Here is a 20,442-nt window from a genome sequence, read left to right as displayed (position 1 = left end):
AAAGAATCAATTCTGAATCTGTTTCGTCTTAGAGCTCGCTAGCGACAAGCTACTTGCTATTAAACAACTTGCTACCAGATGATTAGCCACTAACTACCAAACTATCTGAGACTCCCCGCTGGAGACCACTTGTTGCAGTGGCGGTTGACCATCGTAAAACCAAATCTCTATCAAGAGTGAGTCGTGATTCACTGGTGCAGTAAAGTTTGATGCGAATACTCCATTGTCTAATGGGCCCGCAATGACTTTACTGGAGTAGTCCGGCTTCAAGGTTGAATCGGCTCTTGTGCTAAAACGGCTATAAATAGTCACAAAAGAACGGTCTGTCGAAATGCTGCTGATGTCGATGTCGAGATCAAACTGCTCAACAGAGCTGTAGTCAAACCCGTCAGGTACCACCAAGTCATTCATTGTATAGGATGGCGTAGCTACAGCACTTGTCGCTGGTGCTGGCGAAGGAGTTGGTGTCGTTACTACTGGAGTTGCTGGTGATGGTGTCGATGCACTGCCGCCACCTCCACCACCGCCCCCACAACCGACTAATACCAGTGGCGTTGCAGCTAAAATAACAGCTAGTGATTTCTTCATGTTCCAAGTGCTTTGTACAGACATACTTTCTTCCTTAGAGAGATTGCGACTTGAATCAACGCAATGATTGTCTCGATATTGTTTAGTGTAAATAGTCATAACGTCTCTCCTTAAGGTTCATAGCGTTGGTTGTCTGCAGGTGACTGGTACCATGTTTGGTTCGTATCACCACCCGATTCCGCGTATTGTTTGAACTCTGGGTAAGCAGTCACAATATCCACATACTCTAGAGGCCATTCCCATTCATCGTCTGAAGTTATTATCAGTGCCCATGGATGATTCTCTGTCGTTTTAAAATATTTTCCTGTTGCTGGGTTGCTGTCATCGACGCCTAATCCTGCCTCAAAGAGGTTTGTGGTATCAAAGGCCTCGGTTGGCGCTTGGTCTGGTAAATGAACCTCCCAGCTGCGTCCTGGATGTAGAGGTAGGTTTTCACCGTGATAATGTCCAGGTGTTGCAAAGATGAATGGGTCATAAGGCATGTCAGTCCAACTGACAGTACTCACTCCGTCGCCAGCTAAAGTAATACCTATTTGGAAGGAGAACTGTTCGTCATTCTTACATCCGTTACTCGTACGGTAGAAGGTACAACCGGTACTGACTTTCTCTGTAAGGTCGTTAGCAATAACAAATATTGCCTCGCTACGCCCTTCTTCTAAGTCTAAATCAGTGAACACTCCATTGTGCTTCATGTAAGAGTTTCCGCTGCTAACTAAGCTCGGGTCTAGGTTAGGAAGTCGAACTGCAAACCCGTTTCTGTACGATGCCCCGACAGCAGCTAAGCGTCCGTCGATAGTAGATTTAACGACCTTACCTTCTTTAATAATCTCGGTTATACGATAGAAAAGAACGGCGTCATTCATGTCGTAATCGGCTTTGTAAGGCCAATTATCTTCGTATGCGAGGGTGGCGTAACCAGAAGCACTTGGGAAATAGCGTGCAGTGGCACCATCATTCAATACATCAACTTGAATATCCACTACCTCACCTGAGGTTGAACCGCCGAAGTAGCTTAAGTTGGTTTGTTGACTGAATCTGAATCGAGCCCATGTGCTACCAGTAAGTGCGTTAATGTCGACATTTAGGAATAACTCATTTTCACCGGCATCTAACAGGTAATCTGTAAATACTTGTTCGTTCGCACCATCGAAGCTACCGTCTTGGTTCCAGTCGATCCAAGCCGAAAGGTAACCGGTTGTTGAAGCTTCAATCACCACTTTTGAATCAAGCCCGGCTTCAAGCGCAGTAACAAAACCGATACCACCGTTTGCCCACTCATCATCAATGCCAACACTTTCATCAGATTGCGGTGTAACGTAACCATCCAAGTCAGCATCTGGTGGTGTTGTACCCAACCAAGTGATGCCATCAAGCTCATGTCGAGGACCATTGCTCGCCAGTAACGTTAGGTAGCTGTCTGGAGCATCACCGAAGTCGATGTTTGAGTCTTCATCAACAACAGGTGCATTAGCACAACGAGCACCATCGTTTTGACCAGAAGCTGGGCCATTCGAAACAAATTCAACGGCTGGAACAATACCTGCCGCGATATTGGCAGCGTTGTCTGGAGACAGGTTGATACGGTAAATTTTACCGTCTTGGTTTCGAGATACGTAGTAGTAGCCATTGACATCAAAATAGCCAGCACCGAACGTACCTAACTCGCCGGTGTCGCCGATGTAGGTTTCGGCACCAGTTGTAGGGTTGAAGCTGTATAAGCCACCAGAGTTATTATCGATACCATATAAAGAGCCATCACTTGGATGGAAGGCGAAATCAGTCAATTTTACGGTTGCTGGGCTGCCTACAATTTTGTTAACGGTAACAGTCGCATTTGGATCGGCATCTAAAGGCGATAGGTCAACGGTGAATAACCCTTTTCCTGTACGATATAAGTAGTACACATGGTTGTAGACATCACCAACATAAAAGGTGTGATCGGTTGGTAAGCCACTGGTATTGATTACTTCTGCTTGGAAATCTTGACCAAGGCGAACTAGGCGTTTATTAGTGGTGTCGTAGCCGTATATATATCTGTCTTGAAAGTCGAAACCGACACCATTGATATTGGCATTCATACCCGTGTCGTCTTCGAGAAGGGTAGTTGAACCAGTTACTAGATTGACACCCCAAACCTCAACGGGTTTGGACTGAAACAAGTAAGCCTTACTCGGGCAGGTATCAAATGGGGCTGCGTTGGCGACTAGGGGCGCACTTAATAGCAAACTTAACGTTGTAATTCTCATATCTACATCCTTGTCATGGAAGGTCTAGATACTTTTACAAGTTACGTGCCATTTTTAAGTTGTTGATTTTTAATGTTTATATTTTGAATTACTGAGGTTCTCATTGTATTCTCAAAATGAGAATTCAAATGAAACTAATTACTCATAGAGTATTTCAAATTGATAAAGCGATTTGAGAAGCTATTGTCGAGACCTAAAAAAGCCCTGACATCTAGTCAAGGCTTAGATTTTCGATAAGAGGGGATAGGATTCAGCCTATCCACACACCGAACAATTAGGCATCTTCATTAAATTCATTTCACGCCAGCTATGCGACATGGCATCGAGAATCAAAAGTTTGCCTTGCTTTGGTTGTCCAAATTGAGCGATAACTTTAATCGCTTCCAAAGCCTGTGCCGCGCCCACCATGCCAACAACAGGTGCCATCACACCGGCTTCAACACAGCTTAGAGCAGCGTTGCCGAATAGAGCGCTCAAGCACTGGTAGCAAGGTGCGTTTTCATCTTGATAAGTGAATACGCTGATCTGACCTTCCATACGAATCGCTGCACCTGATACGAGTGGCGTTTTTGACGCGTAACATAAGCGGTTCAATTGATTGCGTGTTTCAACGTTGTCACTGGCATCAAGAACAAGAGAGTGTGCTTCAATCAACTTGCCAAGTGTTTGGTCATCAAGCCTGTGATCGACAGTTTCAATCGTCAGGTGAGGGTTCAGGACCTGTAACGATTCAGCGGCAGAAACGACCTTCTTCTTACCAATATCAGCATCGGTGTGAAGCACTTGGCGCTGCAAGTTTGAAAGATCGACAATATCATCGTCGATCAATGTCAGCTTACCAATGCCCGCCGTCGCAAGGTATTGAGCAGAGGCACAGCCTAAGCCGCCGGCACCCAGTACTAAGATTGAGCTCCGTTTCAGCGCTTCTTGGCCTTCAAAATCAAACTGTTTAAGAATGATTTGGCGGTTGTAGCGAAGCATCTCTGCGTCAGACAGTATTTCCATCATCAAGCCTCGTTAGTAAAGCGTCGAGTTAAACAGTTGAATCTGAACCGTTTCACCGACTTCAACGCGGCCACGTTCACGCTCTAGGACCACAAAGCAGTTTGCTAAGCTCATTGAGCGGAAAGCGCCGGAGCTTTGATTACCTGTTGTTTCTACTACAAACTGACCGTTTTCGATCGAGTAGATGCCACGTTGGTAATCAGTACGACCTGGGCCTTTTTTGAATGCAGACTTAGTGATAGCAGGAATCGACTCTGGTGCTGTCCATGCGGTGTGACCAGCCAATTTAGCCAGCATAGGCTGAACTAAAACGTACATGGTCATCATCGCCGACACTGGGTTACCCGGTAAGCCACAGAACCACGCGTTATCCAATTCACCAAATGCGAACGGTTTACCTGGCTTGATTGCTAGCTTCCAAAAGTCGATTTGGCCGAGCTCTTCCAAAATATCTTTGGTGTAATCCGCTTCACCAACACTCACGCCGCCAGAAGTCACAACAACATCTGCTAACTCTTGAGCTTTCTTGAACGTTTCTTTAAGCGTCGCAGGGCAATCAGGGATGATGCCTAGGTCAATCGCTTCACAACCAAACGCTTCAATCAGCGGTTTAATGCCGTAGCGGTTGCTGTCGTAGATCTGACCGTCTTCAAGAGGCTGGCCTAATGGCTTGAGCTCATCGCCAGTAGAGAAGAAAGCGACTTTAGGCTTGTGTGTCACAGTTACATGGCTCACACCGAGCGAAGCAATCATTGGAATGTCACGAGGTGTTAAACGTTCGCCGCGGCTAAGAACGATATCGCCTTGTTTGATGTCGTCACCAGTAGGGCGAATGTTATTGTTCAGCTTGATGTCGTCTTGTTGAATCTCAATGCCAGCGTCAGTTTCAGCCGTATTTTCTTGCATGATGACCGCATCGCACCCTTCCGGGATCTTTGCGCCTGTCATGATACGAATACATGTGTTTGCTGGCCATTCACCTTCAAAAGGTTGGCCTGCAAAGGACTTACCCGCTAAAGGCAGCACTTTACCGTTCTCTAGGTCTGCTAAGCGCAGTGCATAGCCGTCCATTGCTGAGTTATCAAAAGGAGGTACAAAAATAGGGGATAGAATATCTTCAGCAAGTACGTAACCCAATGCTTCTGCCAATGGCAGTGATAAGGTCGTTTGAATAGGTTGAATTGGTGATAGCAGCTTATTTAGTGCTTCTTCAATTGGCATCAAGCCCGGAGCGTCGCAACAGCCCATAATTGAAATCCTTTGATCGTTATTATTTTGATTTGGTGGTTGGCAATAGGGATTCAATAATTATCAAATCATGATGGTTCACCAACGAAATTGCAGCCACTTTAGCACAGTTTAAGCCCCGTAAATAATGACCTCCCTTAAAATATGGGTGTATTTATTCAAAATTCCGAGTATCCTTGTTTGCCATCCAGAAGGGGTAATAAAAGAGGAAGTTCAATGTCAGGTCTTAGCGAATCAGCGAAGTTGGTTAAAGATGCGCTAGCAAGCCGCGGATTAGAGACACCAATGAGTCCTAATCAGGTTAGCCGAGAAGAGAAAAAGGAACGAATCGAACACCATATGCGTGAGATTCTCACTCTCCTTGAACTTGATCTTACGGACGATAGCCTGGAAGAAACACCGCAACGTATTGCTAAAATGTACGTGGATGAGATTTTCTCTGGTCTGGATTACGCCAATTTCCCTAAAATCACCGTAATTGAAAACAAGATGGGCGTTCGTGAGATGGTACGTGTAAAAGATATTACCGTGACCAGCACTTGTGAACATCACCTTGTAACCATCGATGGTAAGACTGCTGTAGCTTATATCCCGCGTGGAAAGATTATTGGTCTTTCAAAGATCAACCGTATTGTTCGATTCTTTGCTCAGCGCCCACAAGTTCAAGAGCGCATGACTCAGCAGATCCTTGTTGCATTGCAAACGCTACTGGAAACCGATGACGTTGCTGTAACCATGGACGCGGTTCACTACTGCGTGAAATCTCGCGGTGTTATGGACGCAACTAGCGAAACGACGACAACCGCATTGGGTGGTATCTTCAGATCAAACCCAGCAACGCGCCACGAATTCTTACACGGCCTACGTTAATACGTTGCGTTATTTGATGAACGCGGTTTAGCCTCTGTAAATTGTGTTCGTTAAAAATATTCTAAGCCTCGCTTTCTGCGGGGCTTTTTTACGCCTGTAATGAAGTTAACTGTAATGGCTGCGAATGCTGTTATTCCCTGGAGTGAAGAATGAGCGAGTAGGGAGTCTGTTTATCTGTGTAGTTTCTGACTTGGTATGAGATCCTCGATTCAGTCGTTCCTCCTTCTCGAGGATGACGGCGAGAAGGAGGAATTGGATCAATAGTATTTCACCTAAAGCGGTTTTTTTGTTTCTGTTTCTGTCTAGGCAAACCGAAACGTTGAATCTAAGTAACACGAGTCCGTCATTCCTTAAAGCAAGGAATGAACGTAATAGGGAATCTCTGGCGGCTAAGTAGAATAAGTACGCTCTATAAAAATATAGAGCGTAACTAGAATCGATCGCTAGTGGGAATGCTTAAGAAAGGTTAAACAAACGCTTTAAGTGATGAACAATACCTGACGGTTTGTTCTCGGCTTGATAGATGTTCAAGCCATCATAGAAGCTCGCCATGAACTCGACTCGGATCTCATCGTCTGTGCTTCGTGATAAGCGAGACAGCAGTGTAGCGGCTACAGCTGCATGATCATTGGCTAGGCTGTAATCCATACCGAGTCGTCCTTGAATGAACAACCACAAATGAGTCACTAATTTTAACTGTTGAGCGTTAGAGTTTTGAAACTTGTCGCTGTGCTCAGTGCCTACTGTGTTATCGAATACATTTTGCATCGCTTCATTCGCTTCTTTATTGCTTTCAAAGCGATAGCTTGCATCGATATGTACCTTGGTTAGCAAGCCAAGCAACGTCTGACGTGCAGAGTTGTCCGGCTTGTTTTCGCAGGCGTGTTTAAACAAAGCGTGGTTGTCATCAATAAATGACGACAGCTCTTTCTCGTAGCCTGTCGAGAGCGCTTTTACTGAATCTAAACCTGCTTCTTTTAAACACTGGTGAAGTTTGGTTCTAGCTTGTTGTTTCGCTTTGATGTCTTGCTGCGCGTCGGCTTGCTGCTTGGCTTCTTCTAGCTGGCTAGCTTCTGTCTGCGAACTATTCGGGGTTGGACGCTCAGTCATTACTCTGTAGCTCTTCCCACGTTACTTCTGCAGATTGCGTGTCGCTGTTAACGAAAGCAGAGTTGCCTGTCAGCATCACTGAAAGATCCATCGTACGTTGCGTCATTGCTGCTAGCTGTTCAATACCATCGTTGTCTAGACGAACGATTTGAGCTTTTAGGTAACCGAATTTACCTTTGTTCTGTTCCCACCAAACGTTCGATTTAGTGTTGAAGCTGAATACACGCACTGATTTAGATAGGCGAGTTGCCTTCTTAACGCGTTCTGGATCGGGTTCGCCCACATCAACCCACTCTAGGATTTGATCATCTAACGACTTCTGCCATAAATCGGGTTCTTCAATGCTAGACAACCCTTTAGTGAACTCAAGTTCAGGTGATGCATTGATACAGAAAGCCATGATTCGAGCCATCATTCGCTGTTCCGTTTCAGAAGGGTGTTGTGCAACCGTTAGATTAAAAGAGTCGTAATAGTCGCGATTCATATCGGTTAAAGAGATACGAAACTTGTAGATTGTGGGTTTAAGAGCCATTGAGAGGGTGTCTTAGGTAGAAATAGTGAAGGGGAATATTACCTTAAATCTCTGAATAGCGGGTAAAAAAATAGCCAGCAGAGGCTGGCTATTTTTAGAAAGCTTTAAAATACTAAATTAAAGTACTTTGATGCTGTCAGCTTGTGGGCCTTTTTGACCTTGAGATACTACGAACTCAACTTTTTGGCCTTCAGCAAGAGTTTTGAAGCCTTCGCCTGTGATAGCTGAGAAGTGTGCGAATACGTCTGGACCGTTTTCTTGTTGAATGAAGCCGAAGCCTTTAGTTTCGTTGAACCATTTTACTGTACCAGTAACTGTGTTAGACATGATGATATCCTAAAATTAAATTTTTATTTTGAGCCAATTGTGGCACTGATAGCGTGGAAAAGTTTATTGCTATTGCGTACAACACAACGGGGTTACTAGTAATCCAACGAAATGTTTATATACAAAGAACTTTCTTTCTAGCCGAGATGAAGTCTAAATTAAATCAGGGGATAGTCAATCGAATCCATAGTGAAAGGTTTCAGAAACTTGGGGGTAGTCAAACTTTGCATTCCTTAAATATCATGTAGTTACAGTTGTATGGTGATTTGTTGTCGTTTTTGTGAAAAAGGTGGTCGAAATTGATGACGAATTTGGAGTAATTGCACTGTTTTGGCGCATTCATTTTTGCAAATTAAAAGCCGCTAATTGGGTCTTGAGCCCACTTTTTACGGCTTATATCTATAGATTTCGTTGTAAGGAAAATGTCTTTACTTGAACGATGTCTCGACTACTTTTTCAAGCGGTAAAGGTTGCCATTATCAGTGCTGAAGAAGATGTCACCATTTGGTGAAGTTTCGATGTCTCTTATCCTCTCGTCTAAATCTTCTAAAATGCGTTCTTCTGCGATTACCTCACCTTGTTTATTGACTGTCACAATATTGATGTGAGTAAGTTTAAGCGCGCCAGCCAGTAGCTTGCCTTGCAATTCAGGGTATTTGTCACCTTGGTAGACGATCAAGCTCCCCGGTGCGATTGAAGGAACGTAGACTTTTTTAGGTGCTGCAATGCCGTCTTTGGTTTCAGATTCCCCCACGCTGATAGGTCCCCAATACTCTTTACCGTGCGATGTGACTGGCCAGCCATAGTTAGTGCCTGCTTTTATTAGGTTGATTTCATCACCACCACGTGGCCCGTGTTCAATAGACCAAAGTTTTTGAGTTGGGAAATCATAGAAAAGCCCTTGTGGGTTGCGGTGACCATAACTCCAAATCTCGTCGAGAATTTTGTCGTTATCTGTGAAGGGGTTATCGCTTGGTGTGCTTCCATCGGCATTTAATCGCAATATTGAGCCGGCGTGAGTCATGGTGTCTTGGCCGTTATCTCGGTCACCGCGATCACCAATTGAAAAGTAAAGGTGGCTCTCATCAAAGGTGATACGGCTACCAAAGTGACGCCCTGTGTCTGTTCTAGATTTTGACACAAACACGTCTGTCCAATTGGTGACTTCATTATTGCTGTAATTAGCAGAAGCCAGTGTCGTTACGCCTTCACCATCGACGTCTTTACTATAAGTGACGTAGAACCTCCCATTTTCAAAAGGAGATAATGCTATATCTAATAATCCGCCTTGGCCTTTAGCCCAGACATTTGGTAGCCTGAATAGTGTGTTTTGGCCGCCTGTTTTTAAATCAACGTGTTTAATGACGCCGGATTTTTCTGTTACTAGCATGGACTTGTCGTTGATATAAGCTAAACCCCAAGGGATTAAGAGTCCGTCAGTGACCTTCTCTACCTGCCACGCAAAGGCTGAGGTTATAGGACCAGAGGCAAGCAGCGCCAAAGCACAGGAAAGAATACGATGATGAGTGTTCATGGCAGTCCCTTGATTTCATGAGGTGGTATTAGTGTAGCTTGTGCTGATTTAAGTTTAAGGAAACATTTACTCTGTTTTCACTCGTTATGCTGGTGAGTTATCCAAAGAATGAGTAACTCATTCACTTAACTTTGATTCTTCGGGTTACTCGCAAACAACGGCAACCTTCTTGCTTGCAGCTGTCTTAGCTGGAACAGGATGATCGATCAGTCGGATAGGGGACTCATACAAAGCCGATAGCGTTTGTTCATCAAGTAACTTATCCGCGCTACCTTCAAACGCAATCTGACCTTTTTTCAGGGCGACAATATGCGTGGCGTAACGAAGCGTTAGGTTCAAATCGTGCAAAATAACGATCACCCCAACATCTTCTTTTTTGTTGAGTTTCTCCGTGTAACTGGGAGATGTTAAGCAACACAGGTCTCGCTTCTTAATGTGCAAGTTTGGCATATGTTAATAAAATGTATAATCTAAAGGTCTGACCACTGATAAGGTAGCCACCATGCCAAACCTCGATCGTATTACTTGTTCCATCGATGAAAACCAAATTGCGACGGTTGTGTTGAATCGCCCCGATAAGCTCAATGCTATTGATATGGCAATGTTCCAAGGCGTGAATAACATGGTGACCCAGCTGAAAAAGAACACCGAGATTCGTGCCGTAATAGTGAAGGGCGAGGGATCTGATTTTTGTTCAGGGCTTGATGTTAAGTCGCTTTTAACCAGTAAGTCTGGGGCGATGAAGCTCTTGTTTAAATGGCTCCCGATATTGCCTAACGCTGCACAACGCTTTTCACTTGGTTGGCGAGATATTCCATGCCCTGTCATTTTTGCGATTCATGGTCGCTGTTGGGGAGGTGGCCTGCAATTGGTCAGTGGTGGTGATTTTAGGATCGCTAGTCCGGACGCTAACTTCTCAATACTAGAGGCTAAGTGGGGTCTGATTCCTGATATGGGAGGCGCCATCGCATTTCGTGAATTAATGCGTAAAGATCACACCTTAGAAATGGCGATGACCGCTAAAGTGATCGACTGCGTAACAGCGAAAGACTATGGATTGGTGACCAAGATTGCTGAAGACCCTTACGCTGAAGCCTATGCATTGGCGCTTGAGTGCGCGAATCGGTCGCCAGATGTTGTCGCTGCTAATAAGAAACTCTACAACAAGACTTGGTGGTCAAGCCCTGGCATGGCAGTATTTTATGAGACCTGGTATCAGATAAAGGTAGGGTTTGGAAAGAATAGAGCCATTGCTGCTCAACGTGAAACTCATCGAGACAAGCAACGTTCATACGTCGCGAGAACGTTCAAATAGCGTTTGTACAGGAATAACGGATATTCCATTTGTTTATGGGGCTTTGCGGTAACCTTAGAGCAATTTAATGTCTAAGGCTAAATGAGCAATCTGATGAACAAAACTTTTACTTACTCTCTAGCTGCCACTGCAATTTTTACTAGCTTAAATGCATTTGCAAGTGGCCTGTTTTTGCAAGAAGCTGTCGTTGCCAACGCTGGTACTACTGGAGCTGGTGACGGTGTTTATACTCGTTCGGCTGCGGCGATGTGGACCAACCCTGCTACTATGTCCCACATGGGCGAAAGCAAAACGACCATTAATACCATGGCGTTTGATCTTGAGATGAAATACCAAGACAACGATGGTAACCCAGATGGTAAAGCTCATTCAGTCATGCCTTCATTTGGTGCGTTCCATGCTCATCAAGTCACAGACAAATTACACCTTGGTATTGCACTTGGCGCTGTTGGCGGTTCTAGCCTAGATTACGGTAATGAGTGGGCAGGTCATCTTTTACTTCAAGATATTACGCTTACTGCGATGCAAGTGAATCCGTCACTGAGCTACCAGTTAAATGAACAGTGGTCCATTGGTGCTGGCGTGCAATTAAGTTGGGCTGCATTACAACAGTCATCTTCTCTTTTTACAGCCAAGCAAGATACTGATTGGGCGTATGGTTATAACCTCGGTATAATGTACACACCAACAGACAAGCTTAAGTTGGGAGCAAGTTACCGCTCTAAATTGGAACATGAATTCAATAATGATGTGAACGTGTTTACTGGTGGCCAGCGTTCATTGAGTACTGGTATTGATGTACCTGAAATTGTTGATGCGAGTTTGAGCTATGCGTTTAACTCTCAGCTTGATCTTTTAGCTAGCGTGCAATTTCACCGATGGAGCCAATGGGATAGTACTGTTTTAGATCTAGGTACAAACCAAAATGGTGGTGTCCCAATTAATCAAACCCTAGAGCGCGACTGGGATGATGTGTGGAAATTCGCGGTTGGCGCAGATTACCAACTTAACTCAGACTGGCGTTTGAAAGCGGGCTTCTCTTACGAAACTTCTCCACAAGATGATCCGACATTGCAGTATGTTGATCTGCCTGTAGGCGAACAGTATCGCTACTCAGTAGGTGCATCTACCTACTGGGATGACATCTTAATTGATGTGTTCTATGAGTACGCAGATTTGGGCTCAGTTGATATGGACCGATTTATGGTTGATGGTAGCTTCGATGGTCGTATTCACTTTATTGGCGTTAGCGCGACCTTCTAATGACCTTACGTAATCTATTAATTGTTACTGCCGTCATACTGGGCTCAACGGGTGCTTTTGCTGAAGAGAAGCACCCTGACGATCCGACTAAAATCGTAACTAAAGCTGGCGTTGCTTATAACGAAGATCTGCAGTTCTCAGGGTCTATTGGGCTAGATGAAGCACGAATGATCAATGCTCGTGTCAATGCAGATGGTGAAGAGTGGCGAGTAGGTGGTTCATGGCTGTTGCCGATGGGTATCGTGAACTTCAACTTTAGCCGCTCTGAGTATGATAACGATGCTTACAAGAACAACTACAGTATTGGTACATTTATACCACTGAGTTATTTCGATATTGAGCCGTTCGGTTGGCAAATCTTCCCTATGGCTGGTTACAGCTATAATGACGGCGAAGTGGCAGTGTTCGATGATGATAATGTTGGTTCCGACTATGTGCTGATGCCGAGTGCAACCCACGGTGGTTACATTGGTGCGTTTGGTTTAAAAACGATTACTGATGAATGGTCTATCATGGGCTTCGGTGGTGGTTCAACGGGGTCTGATGATTACTCAGGATATTGGGCCGGCGTCGGCGCTAGCTACAAGTTGAGTGATGCTCAATCATTCAACTTCTTCACTATCTTTGCTGAGGATGATTTCGGTGAAAATAACAGTGTTGGCGCATCTTATACCTACGAGTTTAAATAGCTTTTCTGCGTATTGTCTTAAATAATTAGAACTGAGAGTAGGCTTACCGGTTGGGTGAGCCTACTCTTAGAATCTATTCTAATCCTTTCTTTGTTGGTAATAGTTGCCTGTTTCTTATATGAGAGTGCCTCTCTCTTAATCTAGATTAAGTTTTGCCTGTCTTATTCTCTGTAGTATCCGCGCAATCAGCCTCACACTCGATGGGGCAATGGCGTAACACGATTGAATGAGGATTAGATTTGAGTACTTTGTTTACAGAAACCCGCCTTGGCAAGATGACACTAAAGAACCGCTTCATGAGAAGTGCAACGTGGGAAAATATGGCCACCGAAGATGGCCATATGACAGATAAACTGTACGCTATCTATGAAGAGTTGGCTCAAGGTGAAGTCGGCCTGATCGTGACGGGTTACGCGAACATCGTTGAAGAAGAAAAGCCGAATGCGGGCATGATGGGTATGTATAACGACTCATTCATTGAAGAGTATCAAAAGCTGACTCAACTGGTGCACGATAACGACTCTAAAATCGTGATGCAATTGGCTTATGGTGGCACCAAAACCACGCATGATCTTGGCGAACGAGTGATCTACGCACCAAGTGAGGTTCCTGAAAAAGGAACTCAAACACTAGGCAAAGCGATGACCAAAGATGAGATCGACTACATTGTTGATGCCTTTGCTCAAGCGTCTTTGAGAGCACAAAAGTCAGGCTTTGATGGCGTTGAAATTCATGCCGCTCACACTTACCTGATTAATCAGTTCTTAAGCCCTTACTACAACCAACGTGAAGATGAGTACGGCGGTAGCTTAGAAAACCGCATGAGATTTTTGTTAGAGATCTATACCGCGACACGTAAGCTGGTGGGTGATGATTTCCCTATCTTGGTTAAGCTTACAGCTTCGGAGTTTTTTGAAGGTGGTGTGACCTTCGACGAAACGCGTATTGTGTGCAAAAAGCTTGAGCAAGTGGGCGTGGATGGCATTGTCGTGTCAGGCAATATTCATGGCAAAGCAGACACTATGATTGGCGAGTCGCACGATGGTTTTACTATTCAAGCTGAAGGCTACTTCCACGAATATGGTCACGCGATCAGCCAAGACGTTAACATCCCTGTGATCACGGTTGGCGGCCTGACAGATTTTGATGCTATCGAAGCGATTGCAAACAACACAGGCATTGAATACTTCGCGCTTTCAAGACCGCTGCTTTCTGAACCGCATTTAGTTAAGCGTTGGAAAGAAGGGGATAGAAGCCCTGTTGAATGCGAACGATGCTCTAAGTGTCGCACTAAGCGCGGCAACTTCTGCGTGGTGAATAAAGACAGAAAAGTACAGCTTGCTCGCATGTAGTCGCTGAACCCAGCTTCAAGCGAGAGCCGAAGTTTATAGCCGAGTCTAAGTTTGAGCCTGTGTAATCGCGCAGGCTCTTGTTTATTCCGTATTCCACGAAACGAAATTTGAAACCTTATTAATCACATCTTCCTGTCAAATTGGCGCGATTAAACAGATACACTACGCCTGTAAATTATCCAACCAAGTTATCGATAACAAACTGAGCAAACTTTGAAATTACTTCCTCGTCTTAAGCAACCTCGAATCCACTGACGTCTCTTTAGTTTTAGCGACTTTGCTATGATTTAAGCGTGATAATCACTATTCACCCCAATGAACCCTGTGTTTATAGGGCATTAGTTTGTGCACCTTGAATTTGCGTCGTCGAACATTTTGATATTAAAACGAGTAAAACTAAATAGAACATTCAGAGGTAAAAATGCAAAAGAAGCATTGGTCCAAATTCGAGTTGCTGCATGAAGTCGTAACTAACCCCAATATTCACGTAAAAGGTCAACACAGTTATTACAGCGATTGCTGGGATAATGGCTTTGAACAATCGGTAGTTCGCTATTTACACGGCGACGAAGTCAGCCGCCAGTGGGAGCCTCGATGGGAAATCGACGAGCTCTATATTGGTGATTATGTCTGTATTGGCGCAGAGGTTGTGATTTTAATGGGTGGCAACCATACACACAGAGTTGATTGGTTTTCGCTGTATCCATTTATGGATGTCATCGACGACGCCTACATTGGCAAAGGTGATACTCACATTGAAGATGGGGTGTGGTTAGGCATGCGAGCGATGGTGATGCCCGGCGTTACGATTGGCGAAGGCGCTGTGGTTGCTGCGAATAGTGTTGTGACAAAAGATGTCGCGCCCTACAGCATTGTCGGTGGTTCCCCAGCTAAAGTCGTCAAATACCGCTTTGATGAGTCCGTTATTGATGAGCTGATTTCAATGAAGATATACGAGTGGCCAGAAGAGAAGTTTGAAGCACTGAAACCGTATTTATGTAACTCAAACTTTTCAAAGTTAAAGCAGGCGATAACGGATTACGACAATGGTTTGTAAGGGGCGTTTCTAAGTTACAGGTATAGTCACGGATTTGTGTAGAAAGACTTGTGTCATATTTATATTGAAAAACACGTTAAATCAGGTCGTTACCTTGCAATACCCAATATGGTGTACCAATCTTATTTCATAAGCATGGATAAGGATTGTGTATGCCTGTAACGTCAGTAAAAAATAAAGGGGTAGTAAGGAAAGTCTTACTGCCTTCTTTACTTATTAACCTCTTGTCATTGGCCGTTCCATTAACGGTTCTCCAGATCTACGATCGTATTCTCCCCAACCAAAGCTATGGTACAGCCACACTGCTTCTAGCGGGGGCGACTCTAGCTGTAGCCATGGAAGCACTCATACGTTTTGTGCGCACTTGGCTTTTGTCTGCCGCGGCCAGTAATACCGAGAAAGCGACTTATCAAACCTTGGTTGAAAGGGTGACTAACGCTTCATCAGGTCATCTTCGTCATTTAGGTGTTGGCGGTGTAGAAGAAGGGCTCGGCTCAGTATCCAAAGTTAAAGATTGGTATTCCGGCGGTGTGATTGCAGGCTTTATTGATTTGCCTTTTGCATTGATCTTCTTGGGCTTGGTGGCTTACATCGGTGGTGAGCTGGTGGCAATACCTTTGGCAGTTTGGCTGATTACTCTCGGAATCGTTTGGTTATCTTCTATTCGCGTTAAAAGTCTAAGTGAGGAAGCTTCTCAAGATGAGCAGGAGCGAAAAGCGTTCTTGATTTTGCTGAGCCAAACCATTCAGGGAATCAAACGTCAGGCCGTTGAGTCTCGAATCTTTAATCAGTTTAAATCCCTCAATAACGTTCGTTCTCAGTCTAAAGCGAGAGAAGAAGAACAGAACGCCTTCGCCCAAGAATGTATTCAGCTTGCCGCATTAGCGACGTCAGTGTTACTCGTGATTACGGGTAGCTTGTGGGTGTTAGATGGTCAGTTAACCACTGGTGGATTAGCAGCATGCTCTATCTTATCGGGTAGAGCGGTTGCGCCTTTGAGCGCTATGGTTGGGATTCGGATCAAACTTAATTCAATACACAGTGCCAATCAGGCAATAGAAAAATTGAGTGACTTGTCACTATCGGAATCTTCAGATTCTGAGCAACCTGAGATCCCGTTATCTGACTTTGAAACTTTAGAAATCAAGCAAGCCACCGTCGAAAGATATGGTGAACTCGCTAGTGCGGATGTGATGTTAAATAAAGGCGAACTGGTGTTGTTAGAAAGTGAAGATCGCCATACCAATAGTCACTTACTGTCTTCGATAGCAGGGATTGATGATTTGGCCGCGGGTGAGTGTTTCATTAACGGAGCTGCCGTTTCAATCGCATCCGTAACCAATACTGCCGCCTACTGTGGCGTTAAAGGGCAGTTAGTGTCAGGTACTATTCTCGACAACTTGTGCGGGTTTGATCCTGAGAGAACACATAGCGCCAGTGACTATGCTAAGCGTTTGGGTTTAACCAAGGAAATCACTCGATTACCAGATGGACTAGAGACACAAATTGGTCATACGAGTGCGTCTCTGCTGAGTATGGGCAACGTGAAAATGCTCAATATCGCGACTCAACTGGCAAGTGATAAGCCCATTATCATGTTAGAAAGGCCAGATTCCTCGCTTGATTTAGATGCCCTTGGAAACCTTGCTAAGGTTCTGGAAGAAGAAGTGGCGGCAGGACGGACGATACTGATTGTGAGCTACCATTCTAAACTTCGCGAATTAGCTAATCGAATCATTACAGTGGAAAGTCGAGCTATTGCGGTCGACAGTGAGAACAACCAGGAGGCTATCGTATGAATCGTTTAGATGCGAGCAACCGTGCAGATCCGAATGGTCGACAAGAGGTGATGAATCATTTAGAAAATGAAAGCCTTTCTGTCCTTAAGCAGTTGGAAGTGAATGCGAATATCCAGTTGTTCGCACGTCAATGGGTCGATGAGAATGGGATTGAATCAATAGACGATATGTTTGCCCTGTTCGACAGGCTTGCATTGCCCTATCGCTTGGTTGCCAACCTAGATGAAGTTGGCGAGCATAAATTGGTTTTACTGGTACTTGGTGAACATGAGCTGGTCTCTGGTCATATAGAATCGAAACAGTTTATCGCTTTTGGTGCCAATGAAGACATTGCCGATATACCACAGTTTTGCATTGTTATCGAAGGTCCACCACTAGAGAAGGCTTCTCCTGATTGGGTTGGCGAACGGTTACATGCGTTTCGCCCCATTATTCCTAAATTGCTGCTAGTCAGTTTTATCACTAACTTATTTGCGCTTGCCGTTCCTTTCATCACTATGTCGATTTATGACCATGTGATTGGCGGTGATGCAGGGCATGAGCTGCAAGGTATCGCCATTGGCGCGGCGTTGTTGTTTGTGATGATGGGTTGGTTAAGAACATTGCGCAGCCGAGTGTTTGCTTCAGTTTCAAACCGGGTAAGTCGTGAGATATCTCAATCCCTCGTGCAACGTCTGCTTCGAAATAGCTATGCTCAAAATCAGCAAACAGCCTCTTCTAGTCAACAAAACCAAGTGATGTTGTCGGAGCGTATTTCAGGTGTGTTATCGGGGCCATTAGGAAATGCGCTGTTTGATCTACCATTCATTCTAATTTTTGTACTAGCGATAGGAGTTTTAGGCGGTTGGTTAGTACTGGTTCCCATCGTCTCTTTGGTTCTGTATTACCTATTAGCTAAGCGTTCGATACGTTCGAGTAGTAAGCGCTCAATGCAATCGACGGTAGCAGGCACTAATCGTCAAAATATGACTAATGAGTTGTCGTCCAAGCTTGCTTTTATTCGTAGTGCTGGTTTTTCAGAGCACTGGATTCAACGTTTCCAAAAGGCCAATCTGCTTGCCTCTACGGTGACGTTTAATCAATCGGTTCTGCAAAGTCGATACACCTCGATTTATTACTTTATCGGAGTAGGTTCAACACTGGCTGTCATGGGCTTAGGTATTGGACTTATTTTCGAACAAGTGATGACGCCCGGTGGTTTGATTGCATCAATGATGTTGATTTCCAAAGTGACGGGGCCTGCTCAGGTGTTGGCAAACAGCGCGATGCGTTTTAATAGCTTTAATCAATCCAGGTTGCAGGTGAATCGTATTTTGTCTCAGCCATCTGAACGTGAATTCAGTTACCAGCATCACCCGTTACCTGTGGTAGCGCCTAATTTTAAATTAGACCAAGTGACACTGCGCTATCCCAAACAGAGTCGCCCGGCCTTGAATGGTGTGAGTTTTGATATTGAAGCGGGTGAAATTGTCGCGATTACCGGCCCTTCTGGGAGCGGTAAATCAACATTAATTGAAGTGCTGTCTGGCTTGCAGCCTATCCAAAACGGCATGGTCGAGCTTGAAGGCGTTAACCTCGTTCAATACGACCCGCAACTCTATCGTCACTGGTGTTTCATTCGAGCCGCTTATCCTGATTTGCTTACATTGAGTATTCGAGAGTGGCTAAACGACGGTCATAAAGTCGAAGATCAGAAAATGATCTCTGCAATTGAAATAGTGGGTGGAAAGCGTTGGTTCGAGACATTATCAGACGGACTAGATACCGCCATCAGCAGTATTCAACCGGATAGCCTTTTTGACATGTTGTCTGGCAGTGTTGCGCAGATCCTCATTGATGCAAAAGCGCTGGTTTATGATTACCCCATGTTTTTAATGGATAACCCTGTGCCTGATGCACACCCAAATGCTAAACGTATATTTGGTGAGTTTGTGCAGTTGAAAAAAGGAAAAGCAACAGTGATCTACACCTCCCACGATCCGGATTTAATCAAGCTTGCCGATAAAGTCGTGGTGTTAAATGAGGGGGCTGTTGTTTATGCTGGCCCATTAGAGCCGGAACAGTCTTCGGAGCAGGAACAGCCTTCAGAGCCTCAAGCTTCCCAAGAACAAGAGCCGTCTGCTCAGCAAGATGCAGCCCAACAAGAACAATCAGAGTCTAAGCAAGGAGTCGCTAATGGCTAAACAACCTATCGAGAAGGGCAAGCGCTACGGTGAACTTGTTGAATCACAAAATACGGCTCGTACATTGGCATTGGCGACGTGGTCAGTTGCTTTATGTGTTATCGCTTTTGCCACTTGGTCTGTAGTCACCCAAGTTGATGAAATTGCCAAAGCCAAAGGCGCAGTAATTCCAGAAGGCGAGAAGCAAGTATTACAAAGCGCGATTGGCGGTAAGTTAAAGCAAATTCTCGTTAAAGAAGGTCAGCTGGTCGAAAAAGGTCAGCCGCTTGTTGAGTTTGATGCCACCTTTCAACGTACTGCTCTTGAAGAATTGAAGTCCCAACAAGTGACGCTTCTAGCCAGTGTGGAGCGTATGAATGCACTGCTAGAACAACGTGAGCCTAACCTTGCTGAGTTCGAGGTCGATTACCCAGAAATTGTTAGCCAACAAAAAGCGCAGTTGAACGCACAAAAAGCCCTCTACTTCCAAAAGCGTGTGGTGCTTGAGAAAGAGAGCGAACAAATTGCAGAGCAGCTTCACAGTGTAGAAAAGTCTTTACCTAGCTACGAGAAAGAACTCAATGCGACCAAGCAAGAGTTGAACATACTGGAGAAGGGATATGAAGCGGGCAATATTTCACGTTTACGTGTGCTTGAAATGCGACAAAAACTGGCCAGTATCGAACAAAAAATCGAAGAAGCTCGTGGTAAGAAAGCTGTGCTAATCAAACAAGCAGACAGCACTGAACAAAAAATTGAACAGCTTCTTGCTGAGGCAAAGGCGAAAGTGAGTGCTGATCGTTCCAAAGCCGTGTCAGATTTATCTGCATTGAATGCCAGAGTTCGTTCAAGCCAAGCAAAACTGACCAACACTATGTTGGTATCGCCGCTACAAGGATTGGTACAAAGCCTGCCAAGTACGCAGAACGGCGGCGTTATTCAACCGGGCGGGACAGTGGTTGAGATTGTTCCTGTCGGCGGTAAAGCGGATTTTAAAGCTCGCTTATCACCGAGAGATATTGGTTTTGTGAGTGTTGGGCAGCCGACTCGTATCAAGATTGATGCGTTTGATTACAGTCGCTTTGGGGCGCTGAAAGGTGAGGTGGAAAGTATTTCACCGACCACCAGTCAAAGTGAGCGAGGTGAAATCTATTATGAAGTGGTGGTGTCTGTTGAAACGCCGTACTTCCGTGATAATCCTGAGAGCTTTTCTATTTTGCCGGGTATGACGGGCGAAGTTGACATTACTACGGGCGAGAAGTCTGTATTCCAATACCTTTGGAAGCCGATCTACACCAACATCAGCGTTGCATTTGGAGAAAGGTAATCGCTATAAACAGTTGCT

17 protein-coding genes and 1 pseudogene are annotated in these 20,442 nt (G+C 44.8%); 9 read left to right on the top strand and 9 right to left on the bottom strand.

Annotated features, from left to right (window positions below; genetic code table 11):
* Positions 1-93: 93 nt before the first annotated feature.
* The 4 genes from FTW16_RS09170 to moeA all read right to left on the bottom strand — a co-directional run bounded on the left by FTW16_RS09170 (position 94) and on the right by moeA (position 5,087).
* Positions 94-687, bottom strand: coding sequence for a hypothetical protein (locus FTW16_RS09170; protein ID WP_060980403.1), 594 nt, complete (start codon positions 685-687; stop codon positions 94-96).
* Between the two features lie 11 nt (positions 688-698).
* Positions 699-2,834, bottom strand: a complete 2,136-nt coding sequence (locus FTW16_RS09165; RefSeq protein ID WP_061016709.1) for an LruC domain-containing protein — start codon at positions 2,832-2,834, stop codon at positions 699-701.
* Positions 2,835-3,089: 255 nt separating this feature from the next.
* Positions 3,090-3,839, bottom strand: a complete 750-nt coding sequence (gene moeB / locus FTW16_RS09160; RefSeq protein WP_146490882.1) for a molybdopterin-synthase adenylyltransferase MoeB — start codon at positions 3,837-3,839, stop codon at positions 3,090-3,092.
* Positions 3,840-3,851: 12 nt separating this feature from the next.
* Positions 3,852-5,087 (bottom strand): molybdopterin molybdotransferase MoeA, encoded by a 1,236-nt coding sequence (gene moeA, locus FTW16_RS09155; RefSeq protein WP_146490789.1) that lies wholly within the window; start codon positions 5,085-5,087, stop codon positions 3,852-3,854.
* A 216-nt stretch (positions 5,088-5,303) separates the two neighbouring features.
* On the opposite strand from moeA, the gene folE reads away from it, so the two are divergent.
* Positions 5,304-5,957, top strand: coding sequence for a GTP cyclohydrolase I FolE (gene folE, locus FTW16_RS09150; RefSeq protein WP_017061725.1), 654 nt, complete (start codon positions 5,304-5,306; stop codon positions 5,955-5,957).
* Positions 5,958-6,413: 456 nt separating this feature from the next.
* Here the strand turns inward: folE and FTW16_RS09145 are convergent, their stop codons facing one another.
* The 5 genes and pseudogenes from FTW16_RS09145 to FTW16_RS09120 form a co-directional block, all read right to left on the bottom strand.
* Positions 6,414-7,067, bottom strand: coding sequence for a hypothetical protein (locus tag FTW16_RS09145; RefSeq protein WP_261383427.1), 654 nt, complete (start codon positions 7,065-7,067; stop codon positions 6,414-6,416).
* Positions 7,060-7,599 (bottom strand): YaeQ family protein, encoded by a 540-nt coding sequence (locus FTW16_RS09140; RefSeq protein ID WP_017631131.1) that lies wholly within the window; start codon positions 7,597-7,599, stop codon positions 7,060-7,062. Before FTW16_RS09140 ends, FTW16_RS09145 begins: the two co-directional genes overlap by 8 nt.
* 117 nt (positions 7,600-7,716) lie before the next feature.
* Entirely contained in the window at positions 7,717-7,926 is a 210-nt protein-coding gene (locus tag FTW16_RS09135) for a cold-shock protein (RefSeq protein ID WP_004737278.1), read from the bottom strand.
* A gap of 448 nt (positions 7,927-8,374) precedes the next feature.
* Positions 8,375-9,460 (bottom strand): PQQ-dependent sugar dehydrogenase, encoded by a 1,086-nt coding sequence (locus FTW16_RS09125; RefSeq protein ID WP_146490788.1) that lies wholly within the window; start codon positions 9,458-9,460, stop codon positions 8,375-8,377.
* 144 nt (positions 9,461-9,604) lie between these two features.
* Positions 9,605-9,847: pseudogene (locus tag FTW16_RS09120) on the bottom strand (ABC transporter ATP-binding protein); the annotation flags it as partial.
* A 115-nt stretch (positions 9,848-9,962) separates the two neighbouring features.
* Here FTW16_RS09120 and FTW16_RS09115 point away from each other — a divergent pair.
* The 8 genes from FTW16_RS09115 to FTW16_RS09080 all read left to right on the top strand — a co-directional run bounded on the left by FTW16_RS09115 (position 9,963) and on the right by FTW16_RS09080 (position 20,424).
* The gene (locus FTW16_RS09115) at positions 9,963-10,775 is read left to right on the top strand and encodes a crotonase/enoyl-CoA hydratase family protein (protein WP_146490787.1); all 813 of its coding nucleotides are present in this window, start codon (positions 9,963-9,965) and stop codon (positions 10,773-10,775) included.
* Between the two features lie 93 nt (positions 10,776-10,868).
* The gene (locus FTW16_RS09110) at positions 10,869-12,038 is read left to right on the top strand and encodes an OmpP1/FadL family transporter (RefSeq protein WP_146490786.1); all 1,170 of its coding nucleotides are present in this window, start codon (positions 10,869-10,871) and stop codon (positions 12,036-12,038) included.
* Entirely contained in the window at positions 12,038-12,727 is a 690-nt protein-coding gene (locus FTW16_RS09105; protein WP_146490785.1) for a hypothetical protein, read from the top strand. The genes FTW16_RS09110 and FTW16_RS09105 overlap by 1 nt, the downstream gene beginning before the upstream one ends.
* Before the next feature lie 239 nt (positions 12,728-12,966).
* Positions 12,967-14,079 carry an NADH:flavin oxidoreductase gene (locus tag FTW16_RS09100; RefSeq protein WP_146490784.1) on the top strand — a complete coding sequence of 371 codons (1,113 nt, stop codon included), beginning with the start codon at positions 12,967-12,969 and terminating at the stop codon, positions 14,077-14,079.
* 421 nt (positions 14,080-14,500) lie between these two features.
* The gene (locus tag FTW16_RS09095; protein WP_146490783.1) at positions 14,501-15,136 is read left to right on the top strand and encodes a CatB-related O-acetyltransferase; all 636 of its coding nucleotides are present in this window, start codon (positions 14,501-14,503) and stop codon (positions 15,134-15,136) included.
* A gap of 152 nt (positions 15,137-15,288) precedes the next feature.
* Entirely contained in the window at positions 15,289-16,935 is a 1,647-nt protein-coding gene (locus FTW16_RS09090; RefSeq protein ID WP_146490782.1) for an ABC transporter transmembrane domain-containing protein, read from the top strand.
* Positions 16,932-19,118, top strand: a complete 2,187-nt coding sequence (locus FTW16_RS09085; protein WP_146490781.1) for an ABC transporter transmembrane domain-containing protein — start codon at positions 16,932-16,934, stop codon at positions 19,116-19,118. The genes FTW16_RS09090 and FTW16_RS09085 overlap by 4 nt, the downstream gene beginning before the upstream one ends.
* Complete coding sequence (locus tag FTW16_RS09080) at positions 19,111-20,424, top strand: HlyD family type I secretion periplasmic adaptor subunit (RefSeq protein WP_146490780.1); 1,314 nt, start codon at positions 19,111-19,113, stop codon at positions 20,422-20,424. Before FTW16_RS09085 ends, FTW16_RS09080 begins: the two co-directional genes overlap by 8 nt.
* The last annotated feature ends 18 nt before the right edge of the window (positions 20,425-20,442 follow it).

This window comes from Vibrio sp. T20 (genome assembly GCF_007858795.1).
Taxonomy (GTDB): domain Bacteria; phylum Pseudomonadota; class Gammaproteobacteria; order Enterobacterales; family Vibrionaceae; genus Vibrio; species Vibrio satsumensis.
Note: the sequence above shows the minus strand (reverse complement) of the source record. Positions and strands in the feature narration are given on the sequence as shown.

What these genes read in the sequence shown, in the direction of transcription:
- FTW16_RS09170 (WP_060980403.1), bottom strand. Translation starts at nt 687, where the DNA reads ATGACTATTTACACTAAACAATATCGAGACAATCATTGCGTTGATTCA.
- FTW16_RS09165 (WP_061016709.1), bottom strand. Translation starts at nt 2,834, where the DNA reads ATGAGAATTACAACGTTAAGTTTGCTATTAAGTGCGCCCCTAGTCGCC.
- moeB (WP_146490882.1), bottom strand. Translation starts at nt 3,839, where the DNA reads ATGGAAATACTGTCTGACGCAGAGATGCTTCGCTACAACCGCCAAATC.
- moeA (WP_146490789.1), bottom strand. Translation starts at nt 5,087, where the DNA reads ATGGGCTGTTGCGACGCTCCGGGCTTGATGCCAATTGAAGAAGCACTA.
- folE (WP_017061725.1), top strand. Translation starts at nt 5,304, where the DNA reads ATGTCAGGTCTTAGCGAATCAGCGAAGTTGGTTAAAGATGCGCTAGCA.
- FTW16_RS09145 (WP_261383427.1), bottom strand. Translation starts at nt 7,067, where the DNA reads ATGACTGAGCGTCCAACCCCGAATAGTTCGCAGACAGAAGCTAGCCAG.
- FTW16_RS09140 (WP_017631131.1), bottom strand. Translation starts at nt 7,599, where the DNA reads ATGGCTCTTAAACCCACAATCTACAAGTTTCGTATCTCTTTAACCGAT.
- FTW16_RS09135 (WP_004737278.1), bottom strand. Translation starts at nt 7,926, where the DNA reads ATGTCTAACACAGTTACTGGTACAGTAAAATGGTTCAACGAAACTAAA.
- FTW16_RS09125 (WP_146490788.1), bottom strand. Translation starts at nt 9,460, where the DNA reads ATGAACACTCATCATCGTATTCTTTCCTGTGCTTTGGCGCTGCTTGCC.
- FTW16_RS09115 (WP_146490787.1), top strand. Translation starts at nt 9,963, where the DNA reads ATGCCAAACCTCGATCGTATTACTTGTTCCATCGATGAAAACCAAATT.
- FTW16_RS09110 (WP_146490786.1), top strand. Translation starts at nt 10,869, where the DNA reads ATGAACAAAACTTTTACTTACTCTCTAGCTGCCACTGCAATTTTTACT.
- FTW16_RS09105 (WP_146490785.1), top strand. Translation starts at nt 12,038, where the DNA reads ATGACCTTACGTAATCTATTAATTGTTACTGCCGTCATACTGGGCTCA.
- FTW16_RS09095 (WP_146490783.1), top strand. Translation starts at nt 14,501, where the DNA reads ATGCAAAAGAAGCATTGGTCCAAATTCGAGTTGCTGCATGAAGTCGTA.
- FTW16_RS09090 (WP_146490782.1), top strand. Translation starts at nt 15,289, where the DNA reads ATGCCTGTAACGTCAGTAAAAAATAAAGGGGTAGTAAGGAAAGTCTTA.
- FTW16_RS09085 (WP_146490781.1), top strand. Translation starts at nt 16,932, where the DNA reads ATGAATCGTTTAGATGCGAGCAACCGTGCAGATCCGAATGGTCGACAA.
- FTW16_RS09080 (WP_146490780.1), top strand. Translation starts at nt 19,111, where the DNA reads ATGGCTAAACAACCTATCGAGAAGGGCAAGCGCTACGGTGAACTTGTT.